At 49.3% G+C, this 25,337-nt stretch carries 20 protein-coding genes; 7 read left to right on the forward strand and 13 right to left on the reverse strand.

The genetic code is table 11. The annotated features are described in order from the left end of the window. Positions 1-19: 19 nt before the first annotated feature. From KTO58_RS21815 to KTO58_RS21830, 4 genes are all read right to left on the reverse strand, one after another. On the reverse strand, positions 20-2,611 hold the full coding sequence (locus KTO58_RS21815; protein ID WP_157752797.1) for a T9SS type A sorting domain-containing protein: 2,592 nt from the start codon (positions 2,609-2,611) through the stop codon (positions 20-22). A 296-nt stretch (positions 2,612-2,907) separates the two neighbouring features. Then, complete coding sequence (locus tag KTO58_RS21820) at positions 2,908-3,105, reverse strand: KTSC domain-containing protein (RefSeq protein ID WP_095837367.1); 198 nt, start codon at positions 3,103-3,105, stop codon at positions 2,908-2,910. A gap of 133 nt (positions 3,106-3,238) precedes the next feature. Beyond that, positions 3,239-4,663, reverse strand: a complete 1,425-nt coding sequence (locus KTO58_RS21825; RefSeq protein ID WP_095837366.1) for an RtcB family protein — start codon at positions 4,661-4,663, stop codon at positions 3,239-3,241. 18 nt (positions 4,664-4,681) lie between these two features. After that, positions 4,682-6,919 carry a TerD family protein gene (locus KTO58_RS21830; RefSeq protein ID WP_095837365.1) on the reverse strand — a complete coding sequence of 746 codons (2,238 nt, stop codon included), beginning with the start codon at positions 6,917-6,919 and terminating at the stop codon, positions 4,682-4,684. 520 nt (positions 6,920-7,439) lie between these two features. Here KTO58_RS21830 and KTO58_RS21835 point away from each other — a divergent pair. Beyond that, the gene (locus KTO58_RS21835; RefSeq protein ID WP_095837364.1) at positions 7,440-8,450 is read left to right on the forward strand and encodes a helix-turn-helix transcriptional regulator; all 1,011 of its coding nucleotides are present in this window, start codon (positions 7,440-7,442) and stop codon (positions 8,448-8,450) included. 64 nt (positions 8,451-8,514) lie between these two features. Here KTO58_RS21835 and KTO58_RS21840 read toward each other — a convergent pair whose 3' ends face one another. Then, positions 8,515-8,799 (reverse strand): hypothetical protein, encoded by a 285-nt coding sequence (locus KTO58_RS21840; protein ID WP_157752796.1) that lies wholly within the window; start codon positions 8,797-8,799, stop codon positions 8,515-8,517. 450 nt (positions 8,800-9,249) lie between these two features. On the opposite strand from KTO58_RS21840, the gene KTO58_RS21845 reads away from it, so the two are divergent. Further along, positions 9,250-10,464 carry an alpha/beta hydrolase family protein gene (locus KTO58_RS21845; protein ID WP_095837361.1) on the forward strand — a complete coding sequence of 405 codons (1,215 nt, stop codon included), beginning with the start codon at positions 9,250-9,252 and terminating at the stop codon, positions 10,462-10,464. A 100-nt stretch (positions 10,465-10,564) separates the two neighbouring features. On the opposite strand, the gene KTO58_RS21850 is transcribed toward KTO58_RS21845, so the two are convergent. From KTO58_RS21850 to KTO58_RS21875, 6 genes are all read right to left on the reverse strand, one after another. Next, positions 10,565-11,845: a TolC family protein gene (locus KTO58_RS21850; protein WP_198315156.1), complete on the reverse strand. Its 1,281-nt coding sequence runs from the start codon at positions 11,843-11,845 to the stop codon at positions 10,565-10,567. A gap of 10 nt (positions 11,846-11,855) precedes the next feature. Next, complete coding sequence (locus KTO58_RS21855) at positions 11,856-14,951, reverse strand: efflux RND transporter permease subunit (RefSeq protein WP_095837359.1); 3,096 nt, start codon at positions 14,949-14,951, stop codon at positions 11,856-11,858. 9 nt (positions 14,952-14,960) lie between these two features. Then, on the reverse strand, positions 14,961-16,097 hold the full coding sequence (locus tag KTO58_RS21860) for an efflux RND transporter periplasmic adaptor subunit (protein ID WP_157752795.1): 1,137 nt from the start codon (positions 16,095-16,097) through the stop codon (positions 14,961-14,963). Positions 16,098-16,109: 12 nt separating this feature from the next. After that, positions 16,110-16,298 carry a hypothetical protein gene (locus tag KTO58_RS21865; RefSeq protein WP_095837357.1) on the reverse strand — a complete coding sequence of 63 codons (189 nt, stop codon included), beginning with the start codon at positions 16,296-16,298 and terminating at the stop codon, positions 16,110-16,112. Positions 16,299-16,513: 215 nt separating this feature from the next. Further along, positions 16,514-17,881, reverse strand: coding sequence for a sensor histidine kinase (locus KTO58_RS21870; RefSeq protein ID WP_095837356.1), 1,368 nt, complete (start codon positions 17,879-17,881; stop codon positions 16,514-16,516). Next, a complete protein-coding gene (locus tag KTO58_RS21875) occupies positions 17,878-18,579 on the reverse strand; it encodes a response regulator transcription factor (protein ID WP_095837355.1) in 702 nt (233 codons plus the stop codon). The genes KTO58_RS21870 and KTO58_RS21875 overlap by 4 nt, the downstream gene beginning before the upstream one ends. A 173-nt stretch (positions 18,580-18,752) precedes the next feature. Here KTO58_RS21875 and KTO58_RS21880 point away from each other — a divergent pair, with 173 nt between their 5' ends. The 3 genes from KTO58_RS21880 to KTO58_RS21890 all read left to right on the forward strand — a co-directional run bounded on the left by KTO58_RS21880 (position 18,753) and on the right by KTO58_RS21890 (position 20,958). Continuing rightward, on the forward strand, positions 18,753-19,340 hold the full coding sequence (locus tag KTO58_RS21880; RefSeq protein ID WP_157752794.1) for a hypothetical protein: 588 nt from the start codon (positions 18,753-18,755) through the stop codon (positions 19,338-19,340). 40 nt (positions 19,341-19,380) lie between these two features. Continuing rightward, positions 19,381-20,124 carry a DUF1963 domain-containing protein gene (locus tag KTO58_RS21885; RefSeq protein ID WP_095837353.1) on the forward strand — a complete coding sequence of 248 codons (744 nt, stop codon included), beginning with the start codon at positions 19,381-19,383 and terminating at the stop codon, positions 20,122-20,124. 87 nt (positions 20,125-20,211) lie between these two features. Next, positions 20,212-20,958 (forward strand): hypothetical protein, encoded by a 747-nt coding sequence (locus KTO58_RS21890; RefSeq protein ID WP_095837352.1) that lies wholly within the window; start codon positions 20,212-20,214, stop codon positions 20,956-20,958. 15 nt (positions 20,959-20,973) lie between these two features. Here KTO58_RS21890 and KTO58_RS21895 read toward each other — a convergent pair whose 3' ends face one another. Then, positions 20,974-21,522, reverse strand: a complete 549-nt coding sequence (locus KTO58_RS21895) for a hypothetical protein (RefSeq protein WP_157752793.1) — start codon at positions 21,520-21,522, stop codon at positions 20,974-20,976. 107 nt (positions 21,523-21,629) lie between these two features. Here KTO58_RS21895 and KTO58_RS21900 point away from each other — a divergent pair, with 107 nt between their 5' ends. Continuing rightward, complete coding sequence (locus tag KTO58_RS21900) at positions 21,630-22,145, forward strand: GNAT family N-acetyltransferase (RefSeq protein ID WP_095837350.1); 516 nt, start codon at positions 21,630-21,632, stop codon at positions 22,143-22,145. Positions 22,146-22,307: 162 nt separating this feature from the next. Then, positions 22,308-22,751 (forward strand): DUF6841 family protein, encoded by a 444-nt coding sequence (locus tag KTO58_RS21905; protein ID WP_095841449.1) that lies wholly within the window; start codon positions 22,308-22,310, stop codon positions 22,749-22,751. Here KTO58_RS21905 and KTO58_RS21910 read toward each other — a convergent pair. Next, a complete protein-coding gene (locus KTO58_RS21910; RefSeq protein ID WP_095837349.1) occupies positions 22,746-25,286 on the reverse strand; it encodes an SEL1-like repeat protein in 2,541 nt (846 codons plus the stop codon). The two genes, KTO58_RS21905 and KTO58_RS21910, sit on opposite strands and share 6 nt — an antisense overlap. Positions 25,287-25,337: the final 51 nt, after the last annotated feature.

Below are 25,337 nucleotides of genomic sequence, written 5' to 3' on the forward strand. Positions count from 1 at the left end.
GCTTTTGCTCCGGCAATAATTATTGTTTAATGAGCTTTCTGGTGATAACCTGTTGATCAGCAGTAATACTGATCACATATACACCTGGCTTCAGCTGAGACAGATTCAGCTGCTGTCCGTTGCCGATACGCTGTGGTGCCAGCGTCTCTTTACCATTTATATCAAACACACGGATGTAGAGATGATTGGCCTTACCTATTACCCGTACCGTTACCCGGTCTACCACAGGATTAGGAGCGACCAATACAGTACGATCCGCCTCTTTCTCAACATCGGTTTTGATCGCAGCAATACGTGCAGCCGATGCCACCGGCCGGATTACCATAGAAGACACCCAGTCATTTAGGTTAACAGTCTCACCATTTACTACCGTATTGACCATACAATCAATATCGCTGCCTAATACATAGGAGGGTCCGCTGAATCCGGCATCCCGGTAAGCAAGTATTTCATATCCGGCTTTCACTTTAATAGAAGATACCCAGTCATTAGGTATACCCATGATGTTCATCTGTGCCAAGTCGTAGCTGCCAGCCACCAGCGCCACTGCAGCACCACCATAATAACAATCCTGGTAGAAAGTAGCTGCACCCTCGCTGCTTACCGTTAAAGACTGCTGAGTAGTGCTTACACTTCCCCGGTCATCAGTAGCTTTTATCACCAGGTTATAGGCACCAGCACCTACATTCAGCCAATCATACGTATAAGGTGCCACAGAATCTTCACCCAGTTTGGTCGTACCATTGAAGAATTCCACCTTCACGATAGTACCGTCTACATCCTCTGCTTCAGCAGCTATCGTAATCTTTGAGACAGGAGCGGCGTATACCAGCGAAGGTAGCGGCGAAGTGATCTTCACTAAAGGCGCCTGGTTGATCAATGATCTTACACGAACGGAAGAGATGGAATCATTCAGTTGGTATTTTGTCAGACAAGACACATCATCACGGAATACCTTATAAGGACCGGACAGATCACTGCTCTTATAAAGCAATATTTCATACCCACCCTTGATCTCCAGGGAAGAAATGTCCTTATCCGCAATACCTTTTTGTTGCAGTTCCAGGCGGGTATAATTACCAGGATCAAGCCCGATACCAGCGCCTGCATCACATCCACATGCCGGATACACCGTAGCAGCATACCCTTTACTCTTTCCGCCCTTAATAGTACCTGCAATAGTATAGGCACCCAGGGAAGAATAGTTGGAATAACCATTGGTAACCGGATCTCCCGCGCCGGTGCCCGTTACAGACAAGTAATAGTTACCCGCTGTGATAATAGTATCTATCTGTGCAGACAGACCTGCAGGGTCAGACTGCACGATCACATTACCTTGCTGATTGGATAATGTTACCAGTATATCCAGATCAGCATGCCTGGCCACGGGGTTGAAGTCCAGCTTAATACGGCCACCATGGCTCTTGAAAGTAAATAGATCAATGTCTCCCGTACGGTCTATCACACCGCTTACCTTCACCGTATCTCCACGACCGATTGGCAGGTTAGCCGCCAGCTGACGTGTGTTACCATAATCATCGATGCGATAACCTACACCAAATCTGGAGTCGGTCATAATAGCCAGATCATCTTCCTTGTTATTCGCATTAGCATATTCTCCCTTACTCCATTGCGATATAGGCCGGTAATAACCAACACCCATGATAGGCGCCCAGTTACCATGACCTGCAAAATAGCCTTCCCCCGGGCGGCCATCGTGTCCCAACCCCAATGTATGACCAATCTCATGAGAGGCAGCTTCACCACCCGCTTTAGCGCCACCATTAAACACCCAGCAAGGAGAATCATCATTCCAGTTAAATGAACTGATTAACGCAACACCACCACTTCCCGGAGCAGCTGTGTTCGTCGGCGTTATAATACAACGCATACGACGGTTCTTGGGATAAGTGTTAAACACAGCTTCGCTGGTAGTAATATTAATGTGCAAAGCACGATAATCTTCACTAACCAGCTCCCACAGCTCCCGTACCTCTGCATCCGTCAGGTTAGCAGGCAAAGCATCAATAGGATTACCATTGTTCCAGGGCGTACCGGCTACATATTGCCCGTCAAAATCCAGCAATACACAACCATTACCACCGGGATAACTCTGAAAAGAAAAGGTCTCCGGCAACCACGCAGCAGCAGCGGCCGTATTCCCTTGAAGTCCTGCACCCGCCGGCTGCTCCAGGTTCATACAGATCAATTCGTTTATATCCACACTGGTGACATACGCATTCCCCGCAGCATCCGAATAATAACGATAGGCCTCCCGGGTATCTGCTAGCATGATATGCCCTTTCAACTCATTGCCGGCGATTTGCATAAAGAAGTTAGAATGGGCAACACCACTCACCTCACCGATCAAACGGCCATTATTGGCACCATTAGATTCCTGCACATTTAAACGGGCACGAAATCGTTTACTCGATGATACCGGCAAAGAAATTTCCGGCAATACACGTTGTCCCGGTGTAGACTGCGCCAATATCTCCTGCAATAGGGCACGGGTACTCCCCAGCGGATAAGCTTTCTCCTGCCCGAACGACGAGAGACCGGTCAATAACGATAAGACACTAAGAAGAAAATAGGGTAACTTTTTGTGCATAGAATTGGGTTTAATGTGAGATAAAGGATGGTTTTGGGTTAAATAAATATTGAATAATGAATAAGATTGGTTGAATAATGAATAGCTCCGCCAGGCCTACAATATGTAGACGTAGGGCAACACTGGCCAGAAAGTAAATAAGGAGTTTAACGGGGTACAATAGGACCGTTTAAACTGCCATTACGTGGAAATAATAAATAAATGCGATCTCTTCTCTTTGTCGGTATATGGTTTACAGGGCCGTCACTGGTTCGCTTCACTAAGATACAAAATTTATGATTCGATGGTAGGGTACGCTATTTTATCTGCGTATAGGCATATTTGCCTTTGATATACCGGTTTAGATAGCGGCCTTTTGAGGTTGCATGACGCATATCCTCATAAACCTGCGGCGGTACATCGCGATAATCATATACACTTCCCGATACATAGATCAGTCGCAAGGTAGCAGTCGTTACATCATATTTTATCGCAGCAATGACAGATGATGGCATATGCAGTGATTTACAAGTATTAATCACCAAAAATGATGCAACCTTCTTTCTTCGTCCCTACCCTAGCCCACTCTTACAAGAGCCAAAAGGGCTGTGATCGCTCACAGCCCCTATATCAAACCCTATTCACCGGTTAATCTTCTGCGCTACCATCGTCCGCCATACGGACTATTTTAGGATCAAATTGCGCAACAATATCTACTAGGTCCCGCTGTGCAGCCATTACCAGATTAATATCCTTATATGCCATTGGCGCTTCGTCCAATCCGGAACCGATCAATGTCACATCATTTGCCGCCAGTACAGCCCGCATATCCTCTTTGGATATATGCTGCAATGCTTTAGTACGGCTCATCTGCCGGCCGGCACCATGCGAAGCAGAGTGCAACGACGCCTCCTCCCCCTTACCGCGTACCAGGAACCCCGGCGCAGTCATGGAGCCCGGAATAATACCCATCACACCTTTACCTGCCGGCGTAGCCCCTTTCCGGTGTACAATCACCTCTTCACCATGCCAGACCTCCTTCCAGGCGAAGTTGTGATGGTTTTCCACCTTCGCCAATAGCGTAGCGCCAGTAGCCGCAGCCAGCTTGTTATGGATCACCTCATGACAGGCAGAAGCAAAATCACCCGCCAGGTTCATCGCCAGCCAATACTCCTGGCCAGCCTCCGAATCCAGGTCCAGGTAAGCCAGGTTAGCCGCTTCTTTTGGCAACTTACACAGCTGTTTAGCCAGGCGGGTATAGTAACCCGCAATCGTCGCCCCCATCCCACGCGATCCGGAGTGCGTCAATAACGCCAGGTATTTCCCGGCCTCAATATTCAACACCTCGTCCCGCTCCGCAAAAGTGATGATCCCCCATTCCACAAAGTGATTCCCCCCACCGGAAGTCCCCAGCTGAGAATAAGCCTTCTCATGCAGGGACTTTATTACAGCAATATCCCTGAACTCCTGACGATCCAATACAACATGCTCGGACCGGTAGCTCCCATGATAACCATGACCAGCACCAAACTTAGTATGCGCCATCAATGCCTGCTGATAAATATCCTTATGCGCATAGAAATGAGCAGCCGGTATATCAAAGATGGACAACGCCATCCTGCATCCAATATCGACCCCTACCCCATAAGGAATGATGGCATTTTTAGTAGCCAACACCCCTCCGATAGGCAAACCATATCCCTGATGTGCATCCGCCATCAAAGCGCCCCCTGCCGTCACCGGCAGCTTCATCGCCACCGCCATCTGCTGACGGGCACCTGGATCAATATGATCCGCCCCGTAAATAGCATACCGCTCACCTTCCTCTTTCAATGCTATCGTATCATCCACCGGTGCATTAGCTGCCTCTATGACCTTTGTCGCCAGCTCCTCCAATACCTCGTCATCCAGGTAGTTTTCCGGTTGCCTCACCAACGCCTGCAACTTCGTCAATACTTCCTCCCGCTCCTGCGTAGCAAAATGCTGCGCGATTACCCCCAATGCTAACCCCAGCACCTTTCCTTCCTGGAATCCCAGTGCCAACAGATCCTTACCATTTATTTCCTGTTTCATGATACTTCTCTCTTTTTTTTAATCTACTAATAATTGCGTGACCGCCGCCGTATTCTGCGCCCAGCTCATCGTATATATTTCCTCCCCGGCCGCTGCTTCCGTTACCAATTCCATACCCTGCGCCTTCGCTTTTATCTCCAGCAATTCCCCGATACTGGTCTTGTTACGCAGTTTCTGCAACAACACCTTCACCCCCGCATGATCCATATCATTCGCTATCTGTCCGGCAAAGGCCATCTCCAGCCATATGATCTCGTGACTTTTTATATCCAGCACACCAAATACCAATCCTTTTGTCAATCCCTGCGTTATCCGCACCTGGTGCTGCACACAGGCAGGATCATATGCAACCCCGCTTTTGGCAGATATCTCCATAGGATACCGGCTATCCATCCATCCTACCGACAGGTTCGGGGTCAATGCTCCTCCACTGAAAGCATTACAGGCAAATACCACATAGACCGCATCCAGCTCCTCCAGCTTATCCACCATGATCTCAATATACTCTGCAGTACCTACCTTATGAGGTATAGAGCGTATATCCCCACTATGCCGGCAACCCGCTGGTGATAACCGGGAAAAAGAACAATATTCCAACTTGTCTTCATATAGGATCATACAGCTCAGGTCCATATCCATATGCTGAGCAGGTAATCCGGTTCCCCACTGCATGAACAAACGCACCCGGTCTCCCTGCAACGCGAACCTCGTACCCATTAATGCTGCAGGCATATCCTGCACCTGCTCACTCCGGTCTCCTATCGCCAACGGAATATTATACAACATCGGCTCTATATACATCCGCTTACCTTCCTGCCGTTCCTTTGCAAAACGCTGCGCCATCCGTTCCTTGTACAAACCATCCACCGCCTTCCGCATCGCCACCAACTCCTTCTCTTCATACAAAGACAATAACCTGTTTGCCGGTATACGCTTATTAGTACCTCCCAGCGGCTTTACCACCCGGTCGTTCTTTTTATCAAAATACTGATCAGCATACATACCCAACGTCAGCAACAGACGGGCAGGCACCTTATCCGCAATCTCAGAGAAAGCAGCAACTACCCGCTCCGCACCAAACCATAACATATTGGCAAACAAACTACGGGCAAATAACCCCGGACGCTGCTTTAACAAATACATCGCACTCTCCACATCCATTCGCAAACGGAAATGTTCCACTCTTCCTCCCCACACTTCATAATTACCATTATAGAAATGATCCAGTAATGCACGTAACTTATCCATACCAGCCCGTTTGCTGTACTCCGGCAACCGTAATGCTCTTATAAAGCGTATCCACATTCCTCTCCGGCTATGCATCACCTCACACATCTGCGGCACCTCCATCTCCAATCCATTCAGCCACTGAGCCACCATCATACACTGCGCACGGTTATATTTCAACTTCAATGCCGCCTTCGCCTGCAGGCGATCTGATGCCCCCTGCTCGCCTGGCACACGCAGGTACCGGTTGTTACGAACCTTACGCTCCACAATAGTTTTAGGTGCAATCAACTGATAGAACCCGGTATGCTTATACCACAAGTAACGCAACACATCCGTAGGAGTAACAAAACAGAATTGTACCTTGTCCGCCTGCCCCATCTCCACGTACTTATCAATCACCACCATCAACGTCTCCTTCATCCCGATCTTCACAACCGGCAATGGCAGTACAGATAATAATAACCGCAAACTATCCAGCTGCGTAGCATCCAGCGCTGTCTTCGATATCAACAGATCCCGCAGGAACCCAGTCTCAGCTTCCTCATCCCAAAAAGATAATAAACGCTCCACACTATGCTGCTTACCACTGCATTTCAATTGCGCAAAAACAAAAGGCGTCCCGCAATAAGGACATCCATTATAACGCTCCAGCGCAAAAGTATTGGCCGGTATCACATGCCCGCAAGGCAATTTCGTTCCACCTGTCTTGAACGCATTCGCAAAAAATGTGATCACATGATCCGCCCATCCTTCCTCCGTAGCTACATCCCATCCCTTTACCAATGGCGTCCAGTTCTTATCCACTCCCATCACCTCCCGGAATACCTCCAGTATAGTCGCCTGATAACCAGGCGTAGTGCCATTCAATATATGCAGCAACTCCTCCGTTACCGCATAACCCAGCTTCGACAAATTAGCCACCAGCAAAGAAGTAGTCGGCGTGATCTCCTTTGCACCCCCTACCCGCACACCCTGTGGTATATATATCGCCCGCTGACGAAGTCCTGCCTTTAATAATTGGTTCATAATCTCTTTTTAATATGATTAGATAATCTTGCTGCTAATACAATTTGGTGTTGTTCAGGAAGTAAGCAACAATTGACCTGAATCAGCTAAGCAGGTTGGACTCGAACCAACAACCCATGTAACCCCTTTTGACGTAAGTGTCGTTTGACCAGGTCACTTATTTTATCATAAGTTAGGCTAAATGATCATACAGTACATCATAAACCTGGTAATTATCACACTATTAGACATTGCTCTACCAATTGAGCTACTGCTTAGTTACCAAAGCGATAATTGTGGAAGTTGTGTATCAAAAACATGGAAGTAACTTCTGCTTGACCGCTTCGATAATGCAAATATGCAAGAGGAAGTGCGCGAAGCAAGTGCGCAGATATGGGAAAGAAGGAAAATAATTTACAAATATTTGATAACCAATATTATAAAATCAAAAATAGGAAGAGAGAGAGAAAAGAAATTAAAAGTACGCAAATGTACTGCGCAGATACTTTAGTATATTTACCCCATCATCAACAACACTATCATGTCCGTCAACAAACTCGCCCTCATCCGCTACAAAACCATCGACGACTGCCTCCGCAACAAATACAAAAAATGGACCCTCGATACCCTCATCGATAAAGTCAGCTCCGTCCTCTACGAACAAGAAGGTATCACCTCCGGCGTCTCCAAACGTACCATCCAGGCCGATATCCAACTCATGCGCAGCGACAAACTCGGATACAACGCCCCCATCATCGTCAAAGAAAAAAAATACTACTGCTACGACGACCCTAACTACAGCATCACCAACACCCCCATCAATAACGCCGACGTCGACAAAATGAAAGAAATCGTCGCCATCCTCAAACAATTCAATGGATTCAACTACTTCCAGGACATGAGCGACATGATCGCCCGCCTCGAAAACAATATATATAGATCCACCCACCAAAACCAAACATTCATCCAATTCGAAAATAATCACCTCCTCCGAGGCCTCCAACACATATCCCCCCTCTATCAAGCCATCCTCAATAAAACCACCCTCCTCATCGAATACCAATCCTTTAAGGCACAAAATGCCCAACATGCCACATACTACCCCTACCTACTCAAAGAATACCGCAACAGATGGTTCCTTATCGCACGCCCACAAAAAAATACCGCCCTCATCACCCTCGCCCTCGATCGCATCATCACCTTCCACGAACTAACAAAAGTACCCTTCATCGAATATAATGGCCCCGACTTCGAAACCTACTACAGCGACCTCCTCGGTGTCACCAAAACCGTCAAAGACACCCCACACAAAGTTATCCTCCAGTTCGATCCCCAAACGGCCCCCTACATCACCACCAAACCACTCCACCACTCCCAAACTATACTCAAACAAGACGACTCCGGCACCATCATCAGCATAAACGTCGTCCTCAATTTCGAACTGGAACGGGAAATACTGGGCTTCGGCGAAACCGTCAAAATACTCGCCCCCCGAATCCTCGCAAGTCGCATAAAAAGGAGAATAGAAAAAGCAGGCCAACAATATGCTTAACGCTAATTGTTGCCTGCTTCTCTGAATATAAATGGGTAAGTAATCGACTATAGATCAGATAATATCAATCTTCATCCTCATAGTCCTCATCCTCATCTTCCTCCAACCACTCCATATACGCATAATACCAATCCTCCAACTCCTGTAACAACTCCTCCTTCTGCTCCGGAGCATCCTTGAAAAAAGCCTCCACATCATCAATCTCCTCCACAATGTCAATATGAGCCATCTCCTCATCCTCCTCTACACGCTTGGCATAAAAACGTGGCTGCTGCGTATGAATGATATACTCGTTGTCAGCATCCGTAACAGGATCATCTGCGATCATAAACTTGGGTAACTTTGACATAGCACTTTGTTTGTTTTTCAAATGATACCAGCTTTTTATTCCGGTAATGCAAAAGTATTAATATTCCACACAAACAACTATTTATTTAACGATACTTTTTACCCCAAAAACAATGCCTTATATCTGCACCTCCATAAACATAACAACACCTCCTACCCCGATACGCATTTCAGTACATTTTCGTATCTTCATATCGTTATCATTCTTTTCCACCTGAAGACCTGATCAACAACCTCAAATTTTAACCCTCGTCAACCAAAGAAGATCTTATGACCCCTTGTCCTGCTGATATACCAATACCCGGATTATATTGATTATAAATATTCCCGCTTCGGGCCACCATAAAGACTTGTTCCCTGTCTCATGCCCGTACAGGAAACATCATGTTTAACCGTATATCCCATACGGCAACCGGGCTTCTTATTAAACCATTTTTAAAATGATCAGTGTATGAAAATCTGCTTCAGAAAGCCCAACTATGTCCTCTGGGCCTCCCTATTCGTCATCGCCCTGTTTGCCAACGCCTGCCGCCAGGACAAAACAACACCTCCGCAAGGCAAAGAAAAACCTACCATGGAACTGGTACGCGAGATCACCGTCAGCAAAGACGATATCCAACGCCGCCTCTCCTCCCCCAATCAACGCATCAGCGACATCCTCCCCATCATCAACAGCCTGCTGGTCAAAGTCTACAAAGTAACCTATCCCACCACCGACATCGATGGTCAACCCATCACCGCCAGCGGACTGATGCTCATTCCTAACGGAGAAGAAAACCCCTCCCTCATCAGCTTCCAGCATGGTACACTCACCGACCCTCTCGGTGCCCCCTCCCTCTACACACCGGGTACCCTACTCACTAACTATGGTCCCATCGTCGCCGCACTCGGATATGTCGTGATCGCCCCCGACTTCCTCGGATATGGCAGCACCTCCAACATCGAACATCCCTATCAACACGCAGGCACCCTCGCCTCCGCCACCAAAGACATGATCGATGCCACCAAAATATTACTCAAAGAAAAAAATATCAACTGGGATGGCAAACTATATCTCAGCGGATACTCTGAAGGTGGATACGCTACCATGGCAGCCTACAAACTACTGGAACAAAAATACCCCAACCAGTATAACATCCGCGCAGTAACCTGCGGAGCAGGCGCCTACGATATCACCAATACCGCCAAATACGTACTCTCCAACAATAAAGATATCGACACCTTCTTCGTACAAACTTACGCCTGGACTTTAACCACCATCAATAGGGCCGAACATATCAACAGACCACTCAACCAGCTGTTCAATGCGCCCTATGATACAGAGCTCGCCACCAAACCCATCTTCAAAACCGTGGTACCCGCCAATCCTACCTTGTTATTCTCACAGCCTTTTAAAGATGGCATCTTCAACGGCACAGATCACCAGTTCCTCAATGCCTTCGAAAAGAATAACCTCTACGATTGGACACCACAACGCCCCATCCTGCTCTTACACGCAGATGGCGACAAACACGTACCCCTACTGAACTACTACAATACCGTTAGCAAGTTTATCAGCAATGGAGTACCCCACCTCTCTAAAGATATCATCGTTGGCAAAGACCATCCGGGTGCCATTCCCGACTATATCGTTCGCTCTGTCTTCTTCTTCCTTACTAACCCATAACCAACAAAAGAGGGTGTACCAATACTTTTGATACACCCTCTTTATTTACAAAGGCTTATCCCATTTGATGTCTCAAAAAAGGGGCAGCCTTGTATAAACCTCAGAAATTAATATCCCAGATCCCCGCCGATCGTTCCAATTCGACCAGCGCTCCCGCATAAGCATTTAAAGTCGTATAATAATTCTGCCGTACATCGTTATACGTACGCTGCGCATTTAACACCTCCAGCAATCCCGTCTCACCACGCTGATAACTATAGATCTTTCCATCCAATATCTGCTTCGCCTCCGTCAGCAATCCACTGTCAAACTGCGCCACCTGCCGGCGGGCAGCCAGGTACTTATGATAAGCCGCTGTCACCTCCGTCTGCACCTGCACACAAGCTTGCTGATACTGTATATCGCTTTGAGCAATACCAAATTTAGCCGCATGCAACTCCCCTTTATACCGGTTAGACAACTTGATCGGAACCGAAATACCGGCCGTATACGCCTTGTAAGCCGGCGTCGGCGCAATTTCATTGGTAGCTTCCGCATTGGATGTAAAACCAGCTCCTAATCCCAGGTCGATAACCCTGTTCGCCTTCGCTACCCGCAATGCCCGCTGCGCCACCGCCTGCTGCTGACGGGCCGCCAGCAGATCCGCCCTGTTATTAAGCCCTTCCGTAATAAGCGCCTCCAATCCATACTCCCGGTCAAAACCCCGTGGATCACCCACCGGCATATAAAACGTATCACGTACCGTGCTCCCGAGTAATAACTGCAAACTCACCAACGCACCTTTTAACTCAGCCGCACCGGCATATACATCATTCAGCATCACACCGGCTTCCAGCTTACTTTGACGGGCATCCGATGCCATGATCGCTCCTAACCTGAACCGCACACTGTCCGCAACAGCCAACCGGCGCATCGTATTGTAAGAATCCATGTTCACATACAACAGCCGCTGCTGCTTTATCGCCTCCAGATAAGCCAGCGTTGCCTCCGCTCGCAATCGCTGAAAGTAGTCCTGCAACTGGTACTGTACCAGCAACAACTGGTTGTTCGCCAGCTGTATACGTGCCCGCCGCTTACCGCCCAATTCCAGCGTGTAATTCAACGTCCCGCCTATCCCGTATCCCAATTGTTTGATCCAGTGTTCGTTGTTATTGTAGTTAAATGCCACACTGGGATCAGAAAACACCTTGGCAGCCTCTACATTCGCAGCAGCAATATTTACATTGAATTGCTCTGCCGCATAGTTCAGGTTGTGCTGCGCAATGAGCGACAGATATTCCGCATACCCCAGCGGCTTACGTGCAAAACTGGTGTCCACCTGCGCAGTAACACGCGATACCACCGTCAATATCAATGAACAGAAAATAATAACTCTTAGCATAAAAATCAGTTTAAGCCTCCGGGGCCGTAAAATCATGTTTACCCCAGCGCCGCTCCACCAGGTAGTAAAGTGCAGGTAATACAAATAAGGTGATAACCGTCGCCGCCAGCAGCCCGTATACGATCACCGTCGCCAATGGCCGCTGCACATCCGATCCGATACCAGTGGCCAACGAGGCAGGCAATAAACCTAATACCGCCACCGTCGCCGTCATCAGCACCGGCCGGAAGCGATCCTTCGCCCCTTGTAATACCGCCTCCGACAAGGCATACCGCTGTCGCCGCAACTCATTGATACGGGAGATCATAATTACCCCGTTCTGTATAGCCACGCCAAACAAAGCAATAAAGCCCACCGCCGACGACACATTCAGCGTCATCCCGCGTACACACAAAGCTGCCATCCCACCAAACAACGCCAAGGGTACAATAGACAGAATAAGACCGGCCTGGCGGAAACGACCAAACGCTCCGTACAACAACACGAACATGATAGCCAACGCTAACGGCACTATCACCGCCAGCCGGGCATATGCCCGGTGCTGATTCTCAAATTGACCGCCCCACTGCACCTTATAAGCGTTATGGTCATACTGTACATGCCGCGCCAAACTATCCTGCGCAGCAGCCAGAAAATGGGTCAGGTCATTACCGCGCAGGTTCAACCGCACCGTCAGATGACGCTTGTTCATCTCCCTCGTAATAGTACTCTCCCCCGTAGCAGTCTTTATCTCCGCCACCTGCGACAAGGGTATCTTCGCCCCCGTACCGGAAGTAAGCATCAGCCCCGCGATCTTCTCCGGCGTATCCCGGCTTTCCTCATTGAAACGACAGATCACATCATATACCTTGTCATTCACAAACACCTGCGAAATAGCCTTACCTCCAATCGCTACCTCTATCAACTCCGAAATATCCGCCACATTCAATCCGTACTTAGCCACCGCATCACGGTCCACCTTCACCTGCAATTGAGGCAATGGCGGCTCCTGGTCGATCGCCAGGTCAACAGCGCCAGGCACCGTCTTCAACGTACGTAGCACATTGTTGGCAATACGGCGCGTCTCCTCAAAATGATCCCCATACACCTTCACCACCAACTCACTATGCGCCCCCGCAATCTTATCCATCACACCGTCTATCATCGGCTGACTGAAACCCACCGTATACCCGGGCATCGTCGCATACTCCTGCGACAACTCATTGATCAGATCCGCCTTACGCTTTCCTCGTGGCCACTGACTATAAGGTTTCAACCCGATCGAACATTCAAAATGCGATGGCGTAAAGGGGTCCGTACCGTCATCATTACGCCCAGCCTGTACCATCATATAGGTCACCTCCCCATATTTCAACGTACGGGCACGTAATGTATCACTCATCTCTCTCGACTTCGCCAGCGATAACCCGGGAGGTAATTGCACCTGCAACCAGATAGATCCTTCATCCAGCGGTGGCAAAAAATCCTTCCCCACAAATACCGTCAACACAATCGCTCCGGCCAACACCACCCCTAATGGAATAAATACCCGCCGCGGATGCAACAGAAGCTGGTGAATACGCCGGTCATACGCGCCGGTCAGCCGCTCCAGCCACTTGTTATGATAGGGACGGCGCGGTCGGCGATATACCGCATAAGCCAACCCGGGAATCAATAACAACGCCACCGCCAACGCACCGAGCAAAGCATAGCCTACCGTAAATGCCATTGGCGTAAACAACTTCTTCTCCACGCGCTCAAAGGCAAACAAAGGCAGATAAGCCGTAATGATGATAATAGTAGAAAAGAATATAGGTTTGGCAACGCCCATCGCCAGCTGACCGGTAGTCATCTCCTCCAGCGAATCCTCCGGCGAATCCTCCCGCTTACGTAAGATCGTCTCCAACATCACGATCGCACCGTCCACAATGATACCGAAGTCAATAGCGCCTAGCGATAACAGGTTAGCAGGAATATGCGTAAAATGCATCAGGATAAATGCGATCATCAATGACAGCGGAATCGTAATAGCCACCAGTAAAGCTCCCCGCCAGCTACCGAGGAATAATATGAGCACGATGATCACCAATGCCATACCTTCTAAAAGTGTATGTGATACTGTATCCAGTGTCGTAGATACCAGCGCCGTACGGTCCAGGAAAGGACGTATACGTACCCCCTTAGGCAACAGGTGCTCATTCAGATCAGCAACTGCTGCATGTATACCAGCCAGCACCTCCGATGGATTCTCATGCTTCAACAATAACACAATCCCTTCTATCCCGTCCGTATAACTCACCTGACGGTCCGTATAGCCCAAGGTACCCTTACGTTCCAGCGTACCGAACTTCACCTCGCCCACATCTTTAAGAAATACAGGCATACCGTTATTCGACTTCACAACGATATCCCCCAGCCCTCTTAAAGTATTGACCAACCCGATCCCCCTCACCACATACCCCAGATCACCGCGTGTCATCACACTGCCTCCGGCATTGGCATTGTTATTATTGATGGCACCCTGCACATCTGCCAGCGATAACCCGTATTGCTCCAGCTTACGTGGATCTATCGCCACCTGGTACTGCGTAGTAATACCACCGAAATTAGTCACGTCCGCCACACCGGCGACTTGTTTGATCCGCGGAATGATCACCCACCGTTGCAAATCGGTGATCTCCCGCAGATCATGATTCGGGCTTTCAATAATGTATCGGAAGATTTCCCCTACCGGCGATGTAAGCGGATCCAGTCCGGGCTTCGCGCCGTACGGCAACTCCACGTCGTTCAGCCGTTCCTGTATCCGCTGCCGGGCCCAGTAATCATCTGTTCCGTCCTTGAATACAAGGGTGATCATCGACAAGCCAAACGTACTCCGGCTACGCATCACATGCATACCGGGCATCCCGTTCAAAGCACGTTCTATAGGTATAGTGATCTGCTGCTCCATCTCCTCAGCCGCCAGCCCGGGCACCTGGGTGACCACCTGTGATGTCACATCCGCAATATCAGGATAAGCCTCTATCGACAACTGCTGCCAGGAATAATATCCAAATAAAGCCAGCAGCACAAATAACGCCAGCAACAACCATCGCTGTGGGATGGTAAAATAGAATAGTCGTTTCATCGTATCGTTTTATTTGGCGTCCAGCAGATAAAAACCGCCTTGAGAAAGTATCTGATCGCCGGCCTGTAATCCCGCCGTGATCACTATATCATTGCCGGTCGTATTACCGGTCTGCACCTTCCGGCGCACATACCTTCCGGCACCCGACCGCACATATACAAAACTGGCATCCGCACTTTGCAATACCGCACGGGCAGGTACCTGCAATACCGTTTCAGGCCGCTCCATAAAATGCACCGTTACATACATACCGGGCTTCAGCAGGTGCGCCTCATTATCACATTGTACCAACACCTGCACACTGCGCGTATCCTCATCCACCAACTCACTGATATGATAGATTTTACCGGAGAAAAAACGACCCGGATAAGCCGCCACATCGATCGTAAAACTATCCAGCGACGCTATATAGCTCAGGTCCTTCTCCTTGACCTGCCCCGCCACCCATACAGAGGATAATGCAGCAACAGTAGCTACCGCAGCCGCATCGTCCTTGATAAACTGTCCCACCACGATCTTGTTATCTACCACTTCACCGGCGATAGGCGACTTAACTACCAGCGGCTGCCCTAACACCAGCTGGCCAGGATCAGCCTTAAATACACGGATAGCCGCACTGGCATTCTCATACTCCTTCCTCGCTACTTCATAAGCAGTCTCCGCCTCCTCCAGGTCCTTCTGTATGCCCACACCGTGTTTCAACAGGTCCTGCTGACGCTTCCACGTCTTCTCCGCCAGCAATAACTGCGATTGCGCCTGCAAACAGGCCTTCTGCGCTTCCGTAAAATCCGGCGAACTGATCTCAAACAAAGCCGTCCCCGGCGATACCTTCATCCCCAGGCGCACAAAAGATCTCAATACCCGCCCGGGAAAAGGAGGCGCTATCTCCGCATAATCATTAGGGATCGCCTTCACCGTACCAGCCGTAAACAACTGCATACGATAAGGCACCGCACGCACCGTATCCAGTTGCAGCTGCGCCGCTAACAACGATCCCTCTTTCAACACCACCGTGTCGCCTTGTAAAACATAATCCGTAGTGTGCGTCGCCTCCGCCGCAGATCCGCATCCCATATAGGTTACGACCGGGCATAGCATGACCAGGCAGTACCGTAGCATGGTACCCGCTGTGTGTGTCCTCTTCATGTATCTGGATTTTTAAATGTGCAGATGCCGGCCCGTCTTTATCCGCTTACGCAGCCGGTAGGGTACTGACATCCAGGGAATACTCCTCGTAGTCGCACGCCCGTCACCGGTATAAGGCATCATATCTATGCCAGGGCATTGCTCAGGATCAAAATAATAGGTGGCTTTTTTCTTGCTAAAAAGCGTGATAAATTTGAACATAATACTGCTGTTGCCCTACCGACAAGCTAGCAATACTATGCCCGTCAGCAGGAGATGAAAAAATAATGTTGCGCGTATCGGTCAGTACCGGGTCCTGCGTCCATATGCAATTGTTTTTTAAATGCTGGGCAAAGGTATGTCCCTCCTCCGGAATAGCAACACCGAAGGCTACAGATGTTCTATAGACTTTTTACAGAATTTCTACAGAGAAAATATCATAGGTGTGGAAGCAGGATAGTAAACGTAGTCCCCTCTCCGGGCCTAGACGCCACTTGTATGTCCCCCTTATGTAAAGTAATAATGCGCCGCGTCAATGACAACCCAATACCATTCCCCTCTGCATATCGCTTATTATCCCCGCGGAAAAATGGCTCGAAAATATAAGGCAGATCCTCCGCCGTAATACCAATACCCTCATCTGTAAAGGAGATCGCCAGCTCATCCCCCCCGTAGCCGATCGTCACCGTACCGTGGTGATCCGCAGAAAATTTACAGCTGTTCTCCATCAGGTTCACAAAAGCTACCTTTAACAGATACTCATTACCGTTCACGGATATACGATCATCATCATCGATCTCCTGCTCAAATACAATAGTCACCCCATAACTGCTATGCGATCGCAACACCTGGTCACGCGCATCCAGCAACAACTCATCCGCCCGAAATGACCGCTTACTGATAGCCGTCGGATCAAAACTGGCCTTCGCCAGGTCCAGCAGCCCGTTCGACAATTTAGCCATCCGCCGGGCATCCAGCAGCGCTAAATTGATCACCTCCTCATAGGTGGCAACACTGCGCACCTGCTGCAAAGCCAGCTCCAGCTCCCCCGTCATAGCCGCCAATGGCGTACGCAGCTCATGCGAGATATTACTAACGAACTGCTTCTGCGCAGTAAAAGACTGCTCTAACCGGTCCAGCATATGATTGAACGTCACCGCCAACTCCCCGATCTCATCCTTCTCATTCTGCACCGGTACACGCAGGTCCAGCCGTGTAGCTGTGATATCCTCCACTTTATCTACCATCTCCGCCACCGGCTGCAACGCCTTCCGCGCAAAGAACCGGCCCGCTATCCAGGTCAATGTAATGATCCCCAGGAATCCCACCACAAGACTGAAAAGCAAGTAACGCACCCCACGAAGCCCATCCACATCCGTAGCCGCTGCCGTAATAACATACAGTTGCCCGTTGTGCGGATACGCAAAACCCGTTACCTGCAAAGCCGCCTGCTCAAAAGCAATAGGACCGCCACCAGCAATCCGCCGGATCATCTCACGGGTCTCCTTCACCTTGTCAATATCCACCGCATCATGATACAACAAATGAAAAGCCGTATCGTAAATAGCCACTTCCTCCTGCGAACCCTTCCCCTTCGCATTCCGGTATATCACATGCAACACATCCGCCGGCACCTTCGCATCCAGCAGCAAATTGGCTTTCGTAACCGCCTCCTGCTGCAGGTGTTTATAAAAAGAAGCCTTCCGCGCCTGCGCCGCAGACAGGTAGATGAACAGCGCAAACACCGCCAGCAACACAGCAAATAACAAGGTAAATAAAGAAGTAAGTTTGTTACGTATCTTCATTCAGATGGTTTATCAGGTTCCTCCTTAAAGATAAAACCCATACCACTACGGGTATGTATCAGCTTGGTAGCAAAGTTCCGGTCTATTTTTCGCCGTAAATAGTCGATATAGGTATTGATAAAATTAGTACCGGTGTCAAAAGTGTTCCACACATTCTCCGCAATCTCCGCCCGGGAAAGCACCCGCTCCGGATGTAGCAGCATATACTCCAGCAACTTGAACTCTTTCGGCGTCAGCCGGATCTCCTGCCCATCCCGCATCACCAACTTGGTATGCCGGTTCAGCGTAATACCGGCATATAACAGAATACCCTCGTCAGGTTGTACCTCGCTACGGCCATGATATCGCTTGATCAATGCACGCACTCTCACAATTAACTCACGCATATCAATAGGTTTCACCAGGTAGTCATCCGCACCGGCATCAAAACCCTCCACCTTGTCATCCGTCGTTCCCATAGCCGTCAGCATGATAATAGGCTGATCCGGCCGCGCCCGCCGGATCTCCTTACAAAGATCTATCCCATTCACTTTGGGAAGTATAATATCAGTGATAATAAGCGCATAAGTATCTTGGAGCGCCAGCTTCCTGCCGGTATAACCGTCATAAGCAACCGTCACCTGGTAACCACTCTCCTCCAACCCCCGCTGCACTAACCGGGCAATACGCTCTTCGTCTTCTATGATCAGGATATGCATAAGCAAAAATAATCGTAAAAATCTGTTCCCACCGCCGTCCCTATCCTCCGTCGTAAAATAACGGACGCTTTGTACAGCCTTTTTTTATACATTAGCAATATTTTGCGGATGTCCGCACCTTTTGAAAACACCTCCCATCCCGCCACAAGCAGATGGGTACAATCACCTGGCGTATGGAGTTCCGGAAGTATTTCAGCGAGAAGAGCTATGAACAGGTAAAACAAGCCCTCACCGGTATCAAACCTCCCGATGATATCTACGCGATCTCATTCTGGAAGGATAATATCGACGACGACCTGCGCAAACCGCTCATCCAGGTCGGGTTCAACACCCTCTCCCAAGTCGCCGCCACCCGCAACAGACAATGCTCCGAACAAGAAGCCAAATGGAACTTCGCCTACTGGCTGCAAAACGAACTAACCGTCATCGGCGGCGAAGATGAAACACTATCCCGCTGGCTACAACAAACTCCCTACTACTATTCTGATGATGACGAAGAAGATGCTATCGGAAATGACGACCTCTTCGAATCCACCCAATCCAAAGGCAATGCCCTCCAGCAAATGTTCATGGAAGAAATCATCAGCATCACACATAAACTAAAAGAACAACAAATATTTACCTCCTGCCTCGGCAAAGAAGTACCCGTGATCATTCACGAACTCGAATATTATGAACTACCGGTCAGCTGGACACAAAGCGCCAACCCGCCCGAACTCATTGCAGGATTCCTGTCCTGGTACCACCATTGCTGCAAATAAATAACCGATTAGACGAACTATTAAAATATCGAATACCATCATGAGCCAAATTGATCAGTCCTCTCAACAACAATTACTTGACCTGCTTACACCCCTTATCAAAGAGGCTACTCGCATCATTCCTCACCCCCCACTCCGGATGCCTGCCAGCTCACACCTGACCTCCCACTTCGGAGGTACCCCCTACTTCGAACAGGGCGAAGCATGGCCCGTCACCGAAAAGGGTACCCCCCTAGCCTTCATTTTCCAGATCATCAACGATGGGCAGATCAGCCTCCCCGAATCTATTAAAGTACTACAGTTCTACTACGATTGGGAAAATGGCCCCTGGGATACCCCGGAAGATGGATGGCTTGTCAAAACTTACCGCCAGATAGACCCCCAGGCACCCTCCATCGCAGAAAAACCATATACCAGGAGACTCGTAAAATTCTGCAACATCACCTTCGAACAAGTAAAAAGCCTCCCCGACTGGGAAGGAATATCCCACTGGAACAAAAATGCCGAAGCAATCGCCGGCACCATCAACGAAGCCGAACCTTGGGAAGCTTACGACGAAGCCGTCAAACAACTCATCGGCGAACAATCCTATCGCTCCCAACTGGGCGGATATCCCAAATGGCTACAAGCAGCAGCAGACCCGGCCAACACAGCCGGACATCCCATGCCGCTACTCTTCCAGCTGGACTCCGAATCACACCCGGGACTCAACTGGGGCGACTCCGGACTCGTATACGTCTTCCTCGATGAAAACAATACCGAGTTCACCCTGCAAAGCCTGTAAAAGATACTTCACATACAAATAACTATCCGGGCAGTAGGATCACTGCCCGATAAAATCTATTTTAGAGTCGTAAAAATCGGTCTGTGTATGAAACGGGGGAAATATTACCTGCTGCCCGCACCTGTGCTTTTTTTGGAATTCTTTACCCGGGAATTTACCTTCTCCGGAAAAGGCGTTAAACGTAGTAAATTCCCTGCCGACGCCAATTTTTACACCGGCCCCTCCAAAGCCACCGGATACCGGTTCTATCAAACCAATAAAGGCCCCGTCCAACTCTCTACCCAACACGACCGCATCTCCGGATTCGATAACGATGGCCCCGCCATCACCGCCAAACTACTCCAACGCCAGGGCGAAAAATTCTTTACCAACCAATCCAACCTCGTCATCGGCACCGCCGGCGAATACTACGACCTCTATACCAAACACTGGTACCGCACACAGGAAGTATGGAAAGTCAATAAATACCATCCCGACTGCAGTGAAGAACTCCGCTTCGCCACCGCCAGTACGCTCACCCCACATCACTTCAATATCCTCGACGTCAACGCCGAAGGCATCGTCTCCACCGACTTCCCTCGCCATGAAGTAGCCCTCCATATCAAACCACAGGAAACCCTCTGCTTCCTCTGCCGCAGAGAAGAATACAGCATAGAAGACCATTACGAACCTAACCTCAACCTGGTCATGTTCGTAAAAAATCATGGCTGGCACGAAAAACTAAGGATACTCTCCGATATAGATACACATCAGCTCGATAGCGCCAGGCTCTGTCAGGAAGAACACCTCCTCCGCGACTATAGAAAAAGTAAACTACGCTATCAGTTGGGTTAACAATCACCAGGGTAACTATCGCTCATGCTCATTAAACCAGTCCAGGAATAACGACAGGTTCGCAAACCGCTGCTCCTGCGTACCACTATATCGCCAGCACTCCGGCTCCTCCTGCTTATTCCATACCAGGAAAGTAATACCATCACGCCCCTCATTCACCAACGAAAACACACTCAACTGCTCATCCGGAAATAATGCCGGCGCCGACTGCTTACGCTGCTTCCGGTACCCCTTGATCAACTTGTCAAAAGATGGCTGCAGGATCGCCGTCACAATCTCCCCCATCCCAAGCCAATACTCCCCACTATGATGCTGCCAACCTCCCGAATGAGCAAACCGCTCCCGCAACATCGCCGACAATGGCCGGTGTACCTCCTGCTGCAACGTACAAATATAACCGTTATGCTCCTCCGCCTTCTTAACACCCACCTTCAATGCCGCCCTTGCCGCCTTCTTCGCCTCCTCTTCCCCATACCCCTCCGCCGCAAAAACATCCGTCATCGCCGCCATCCGCTCCTTACGCACCTTCCGCGCTAGATCCAATAATGCTGGTATAGTACTCATATATATGTCATCTGATCTGGTAAAAAATAAAAAAACTGGCTCTGTTTTATTCCAGCCCGTTTTCAGAGTTTTGTCATCAACATGGAATTATATCAAAAAAGATAGCTATGATCATCACACCCAGCACCACCTCAGATATCCCTGCTATCATGGACATCTACCAACAGGCCATCAACTACCAAATCGCCAATGGCTATAATATCTGGCCACTCTTCGACGAAGCCGTCATCAACAACGAGATCAGGGAACAACGCCGCTGGCATATCAACATCGATAACCAGATCGCCGCCGTATTCGCCGTCGCATATATCGACCCTATCATATGGAAAGGCCACGACCACGATCCTGCCATATACCTCCACAAAATTGCTACCCACACCGGATTCAAAGGCAATAACTGCATCACCCGTATCGTAGATTGGGCCCATACCCATGCGCAGCAAAAAAATAAACATTTTATTCGCATGGATACCTGGGCCGACAATGAAAGACTTACTAACTACTACATAGCAGCTGGTTTTAAACTCCTGGGAAAACAACTCATCCCGGAAACGACAGCACTACCGCCACACTACTGGAATATCTATGTCAATTTGTTCGAAATAGCGTTGCATAGGTCCTAAAAGGCTTTCATCTGATCATCGTACAACCTGTAAATTAGGCCAACTGGCACTAATTAAAAAATTCCACCGCCACCCAAGTGGGGAAAATCAACAACAATCCACCCATAATACCTTCCCTGCATACTTTTTGATATAAATTCATATCATCAAATGATTGGCATCATGGAAATCAGGGAAAAACAACTCATACCGTTCTTCCGCGATTACGAAAAACGTTTTGAACAGGGCCTCTCCGGCGATATCGATATCGAAGAAAGCACCGCCGCATTCGCAGACTACTTCGTAGGCGCAAGCCCCGCCGGTATAGCCGGTAGCAAAAACGACGAATCCTTCGGTACCTCATTGCCCGAAGGATTCGAATTCTATAAAAGTGTAGGCACCGTCAGCATGAAAATAGACACTATCCATGTCACAGAACTCGACGACCTCCACTGCATGACCCGCATACATTGGGTGTCTCAGAATACCCGCAAAGATGGCATCACCGTCGTCATCCCCTTCGAAGTCATCTATTTCACCCAACACCTGAACGATCAGATCAAAATTTTCGCATTCATTACAGGCGATGAAAAAAAAGTACTCCGGGAAAATGGATTACTATCATAATCCGTACATCGCCGCCCGCTCCTCAACACCGGCAGCACCAGCCGCTATGGCGGCCTCCAGCTGCTGCCGCGCCCGCACAGTATCTGCAGGTGTCGTATACTCCATATATAACGTCACCAGGTCTAGGTACGCTTGCACCGTACCCGTTTGCGCAGCTTCCTCCAGGTGAGCACGCGCTTGCACAATATCCTGCTCACAACCCAGCCCACTCATATATGCCACCCCCAACCGCCATTGCGCAAAAGATTCCCCCCGCTCCGCAGCGATCGTATAAAACCGGAACGACTCCTCCGCATCCTGCTTGATCACCCCATAGATCCAGCCCAACTCCACCGCTACCTGCTCCCCCAAATAATGAGCCATCCGGTAATACTCCATCGCCTTATCATAATCAGCAACCCCTTCCACATGCCCCTCATAATACAAATGCCCCAACTCCCGGAAAGCAGGACCATAATGCCGCTCCGCCGCCTGCTCATACCAATACCGCGCTTGGTCAAAGTCTACCGCCATCCCCCACCCGTTCAGATAAGCATCCCCCAACTGCTGATAACCCATCACATGACCGTGCTCCGCCGCCTGCCTGTTCCACGCCAGCGCCAACCCCACATCCTCCATTTCCGGCACCCACCTGTACATATATCCCAGATTCACCATCGCACCGGCATGCCCCAACGCCGCCGCTTCCTCATACAAGGAAATAGCAGCCGTATATTCCCCCGCATCATCCGCCGCACCCGCTTTCAGAAATATAGCCGCCGCCCGCTCCCCTTGCTCCGCTATCGCCTGCAACAATACGATCTCCGCCTGGGTATAAAAAGAATCCGCATCATACTCCAACTCAGCCTGCGCCTCCTCTCCACTCAACATACGCACCCGCCCATCCTTCGCTATCACATAAATAGCCTCGCCGCTAAAAGCAATCGCCAATCCCCACTGCACACTCCCCATCTTATTATTCAATTTGTCAAATTGCGGCGCCGTGATCACCGTCCCTCGCACATCCGCAACACCCCACTTCCCCCGCTCCCTAAATCCGAAACAACGTTCCTTCAACCACTGCAACTGCTCATAGGCTAACGGTAATACCCAACGCAATACCGGCATCGTACGCACAATACCACAGCACTCCCCTTGCAACACAAAACCAAATGCATCTCCCTCTTCATGCCAGTTCATCATCACCGCCTCTATATGCTGATAGACAATATCCAGTATCAATCCCCGGCCGGGCGTATACAATCCCTGCTGCTGATGCAATTGTAAAATGAAAGCCTGCAGATGATGATCATAACCGATATGATCATACGAAGCAGGCAACAACACTACACCCGATTCATCCGCCAACCCATAACGGGGAATACCCGATACCACCTGCTGTACGACATAAGCAAGCCCCATACTGCCATCCGGCACAATCGTACTCACACCCTCCACTTCATGTATAGCGTCAAACTGTATCCGCTGCCAGCTAGTCGTCAGGTATTGTTTATTACCGTCAGACAACGTCACCGTATAGTAGCTGGGACTATGATCTTCATTAGGCACGATCTCCTCATACAAAAACGGTAACACTTCCTCCCCGTTCATATCGATCACACCTCTCTTTCCTTCCCGCACCGCCTCCCAGTAATGACCTCCCGTAGGCAACGGCAACAGGTCCTCATATACCCATGCAGTTGTAGCCCCCCCCTTCGTATTGATCAATCCCCATTTACCGTCCTTCTTCACCGCAGCATACATACCTTCAAAATCATACGCATCCTCATAAACACAGGGCACCACCACACGGCCTAACTTGTCTATAAAACCATAACGGTGCTGCTCATCCTCCACCACCGAATGTTCATGATGATCGCCAAAACCAAACAACTGTAAATACATAGGCGCCAGCAACACATTACCGTCTACATCCTTCAATCCATACCGGCCACCAGTCTCAAACACTTCCACATCCCCCACCCCAGGACCGCCGGATGTCAATACCTCCCACCCATAAGCATATACAGGATGATTCAACAACTCCCTGAAACTATAGGATACACCCGATTGCTGCAAACCGGGCATATTATCCAGCAACACAGGATCATCCGCTGCAATCGCAGATATCATAATATCCGTATTCGCTTTGATCTCACCCAGCAAGGCTGTCGCCTGCTCCTCGTGAGAAGTCGTCGCCTCCATATTGAACACATCCCAGGCATCCAGGTGAAAATAAGCCCCCCGGGCCTTCTGCGACAGGAAACGGAAGATGCGGTGCCTCGCTTGCTGAAAAGCAGCTAGATCATTGATCAACTCACCGGCATGCCGCTCCAACAAATCATAAAAGGCTAGTAAATAACTGATGCCCGTCTTCGCCTCCGCATATAATCCTCCTTCCTCACCATTCAATATCGGCGTACCGGTAAAACAATGACCGGCAAATAACGGCTGTAATAAAAGAGGAAACTCATAGTTCCATTCCATCATAGACACCACACTGTCGTCATGAGTACCAACAGTGTCCAGGTTATATAAATACATGCGATGTGCCATAAGCTACGTACTAATTAAAGAAGCGTAAATTATCGTTTTTCCGCCAGAGTA

The sequence above is a fragment of the Chitinophaga pendula genome (assembly GCF_020386615.1).
GTDB lineage: Bacteria > Bacteroidota > Bacteroidia > Chitinophagales > Chitinophagaceae > Chitinophaga > Chitinophaga pendula.

Coding starts and splice junctions, on each gene's coding strand:
- KTO58_RS21815 (WP_157752797.1), bottom strand. CDS start 2,611: ATGCACAAAAAGTTACCCTATTTTCTTCTTAGTGTCTTATCGTTATTG.
- KTO58_RS21820 (WP_095837367.1), bottom strand. CDS start 3,105: ATGCCATCATCTGTCATTGCTGCGATAAAATATGATGTAACGACTGCT.
- KTO58_RS21825 (WP_095837366.1), bottom strand. CDS start 4,663: ATGAAACAGGAAATAAATGGTAAGGATCTGTTGGCACTGGGATTCCAG.
- KTO58_RS21830 (WP_095837365.1), bottom strand. CDS start 6,919: ATGAACCAATTATTAAAGGCAGGACTTCGTCAGCGGGCGATATATATA.
- KTO58_RS21835 (WP_095837364.1), top strand. CDS start 7,440: ATGTCCGTCAACAAACTCGCCCTCATCCGCTACAAAACCATCGACGAC.
- KTO58_RS21840 (WP_157752796.1), bottom strand. CDS start 8,799: ATGTCAAAGTTACCCAAGTTTATGATCGCAGATGATCCTGTTACGGAT.
- KTO58_RS21845 (WP_095837361.1), top strand. CDS start 9,250: ATGAAAATCTGCTTCAGAAAGCCCAACTATGTCCTCTGGGCCTCCCTA.
- KTO58_RS21850 (WP_198315156.1), bottom strand. CDS start 11,845: ATGCTAAGAGTTATTATTTTCTGTTCATTGATATTGACGGTGGTATCG.
- KTO58_RS21855 (WP_095837359.1), bottom strand. CDS start 14,951: ATGAAACGACTATTCTATTTTACCATCCCACAGCGATGGTTGTTGCTG.
- KTO58_RS21860 (WP_157752795.1), bottom strand. CDS start 16,097: ATGAAGAGGACACACACAGCGGGTACCATGCTACGGTACTGCCTGGTC.
- KTO58_RS21865 (WP_095837357.1), bottom strand. CDS start 16,298: ATGTTCAAATTTATCACGCTTTTTAGCAAGAAAAAAGCCACCTATTAT.
- KTO58_RS21870 (WP_095837356.1), bottom strand. CDS start 17,881: ATGAAGATACGTAACAAACTTACTTCTTTATTTACCTTGTTATTTGCT.
- KTO58_RS21875 (WP_095837355.1), bottom strand. CDS start 18,579: ATGCATATCCTGATCATAGAAGACGAAGAGCGTATTGCCCGGTTAGTG.
- KTO58_RS21880 (WP_157752794.1), top strand. CDS start 18,753: ATGGAGTTCCGGAAGTATTTCAGCGAGAAGAGCTATGAACAGGTAAAA.
- KTO58_RS21885 (WP_095837353.1), top strand. CDS start 19,381: ATGAGCCAAATTGATCAGTCCTCTCAACAACAATTACTTGACCTGCTT.
- KTO58_RS21890 (WP_095837352.1), top strand. CDS start 20,212: ATGAAACGGGGGAAATATTACCTGCTGCCCGCACCTGTGCTTTTTTTG.
- KTO58_RS21895 (WP_157752793.1), bottom strand. CDS start 21,522: ATGAGTACTATACCAGCATTATTGGATCTAGCGCGGAAGGTGCGTAAG.
- KTO58_RS21900 (WP_095837350.1), top strand. CDS start 21,630: ATGATCATCACACCCAGCACCACCTCAGATATCCCTGCTATCATGGAC.
- KTO58_RS21905 (WP_095841449.1), top strand. CDS start 22,308: ATGGAAATCAGGGAAAAACAACTCATACCGTTCTTCCGCGATTACGAA.
- KTO58_RS21910 (WP_095837349.1), bottom strand. CDS start 25,286: ATGGCACATCGCATGTATTTATATAACCTGGACACTGTTGGTACTCAT.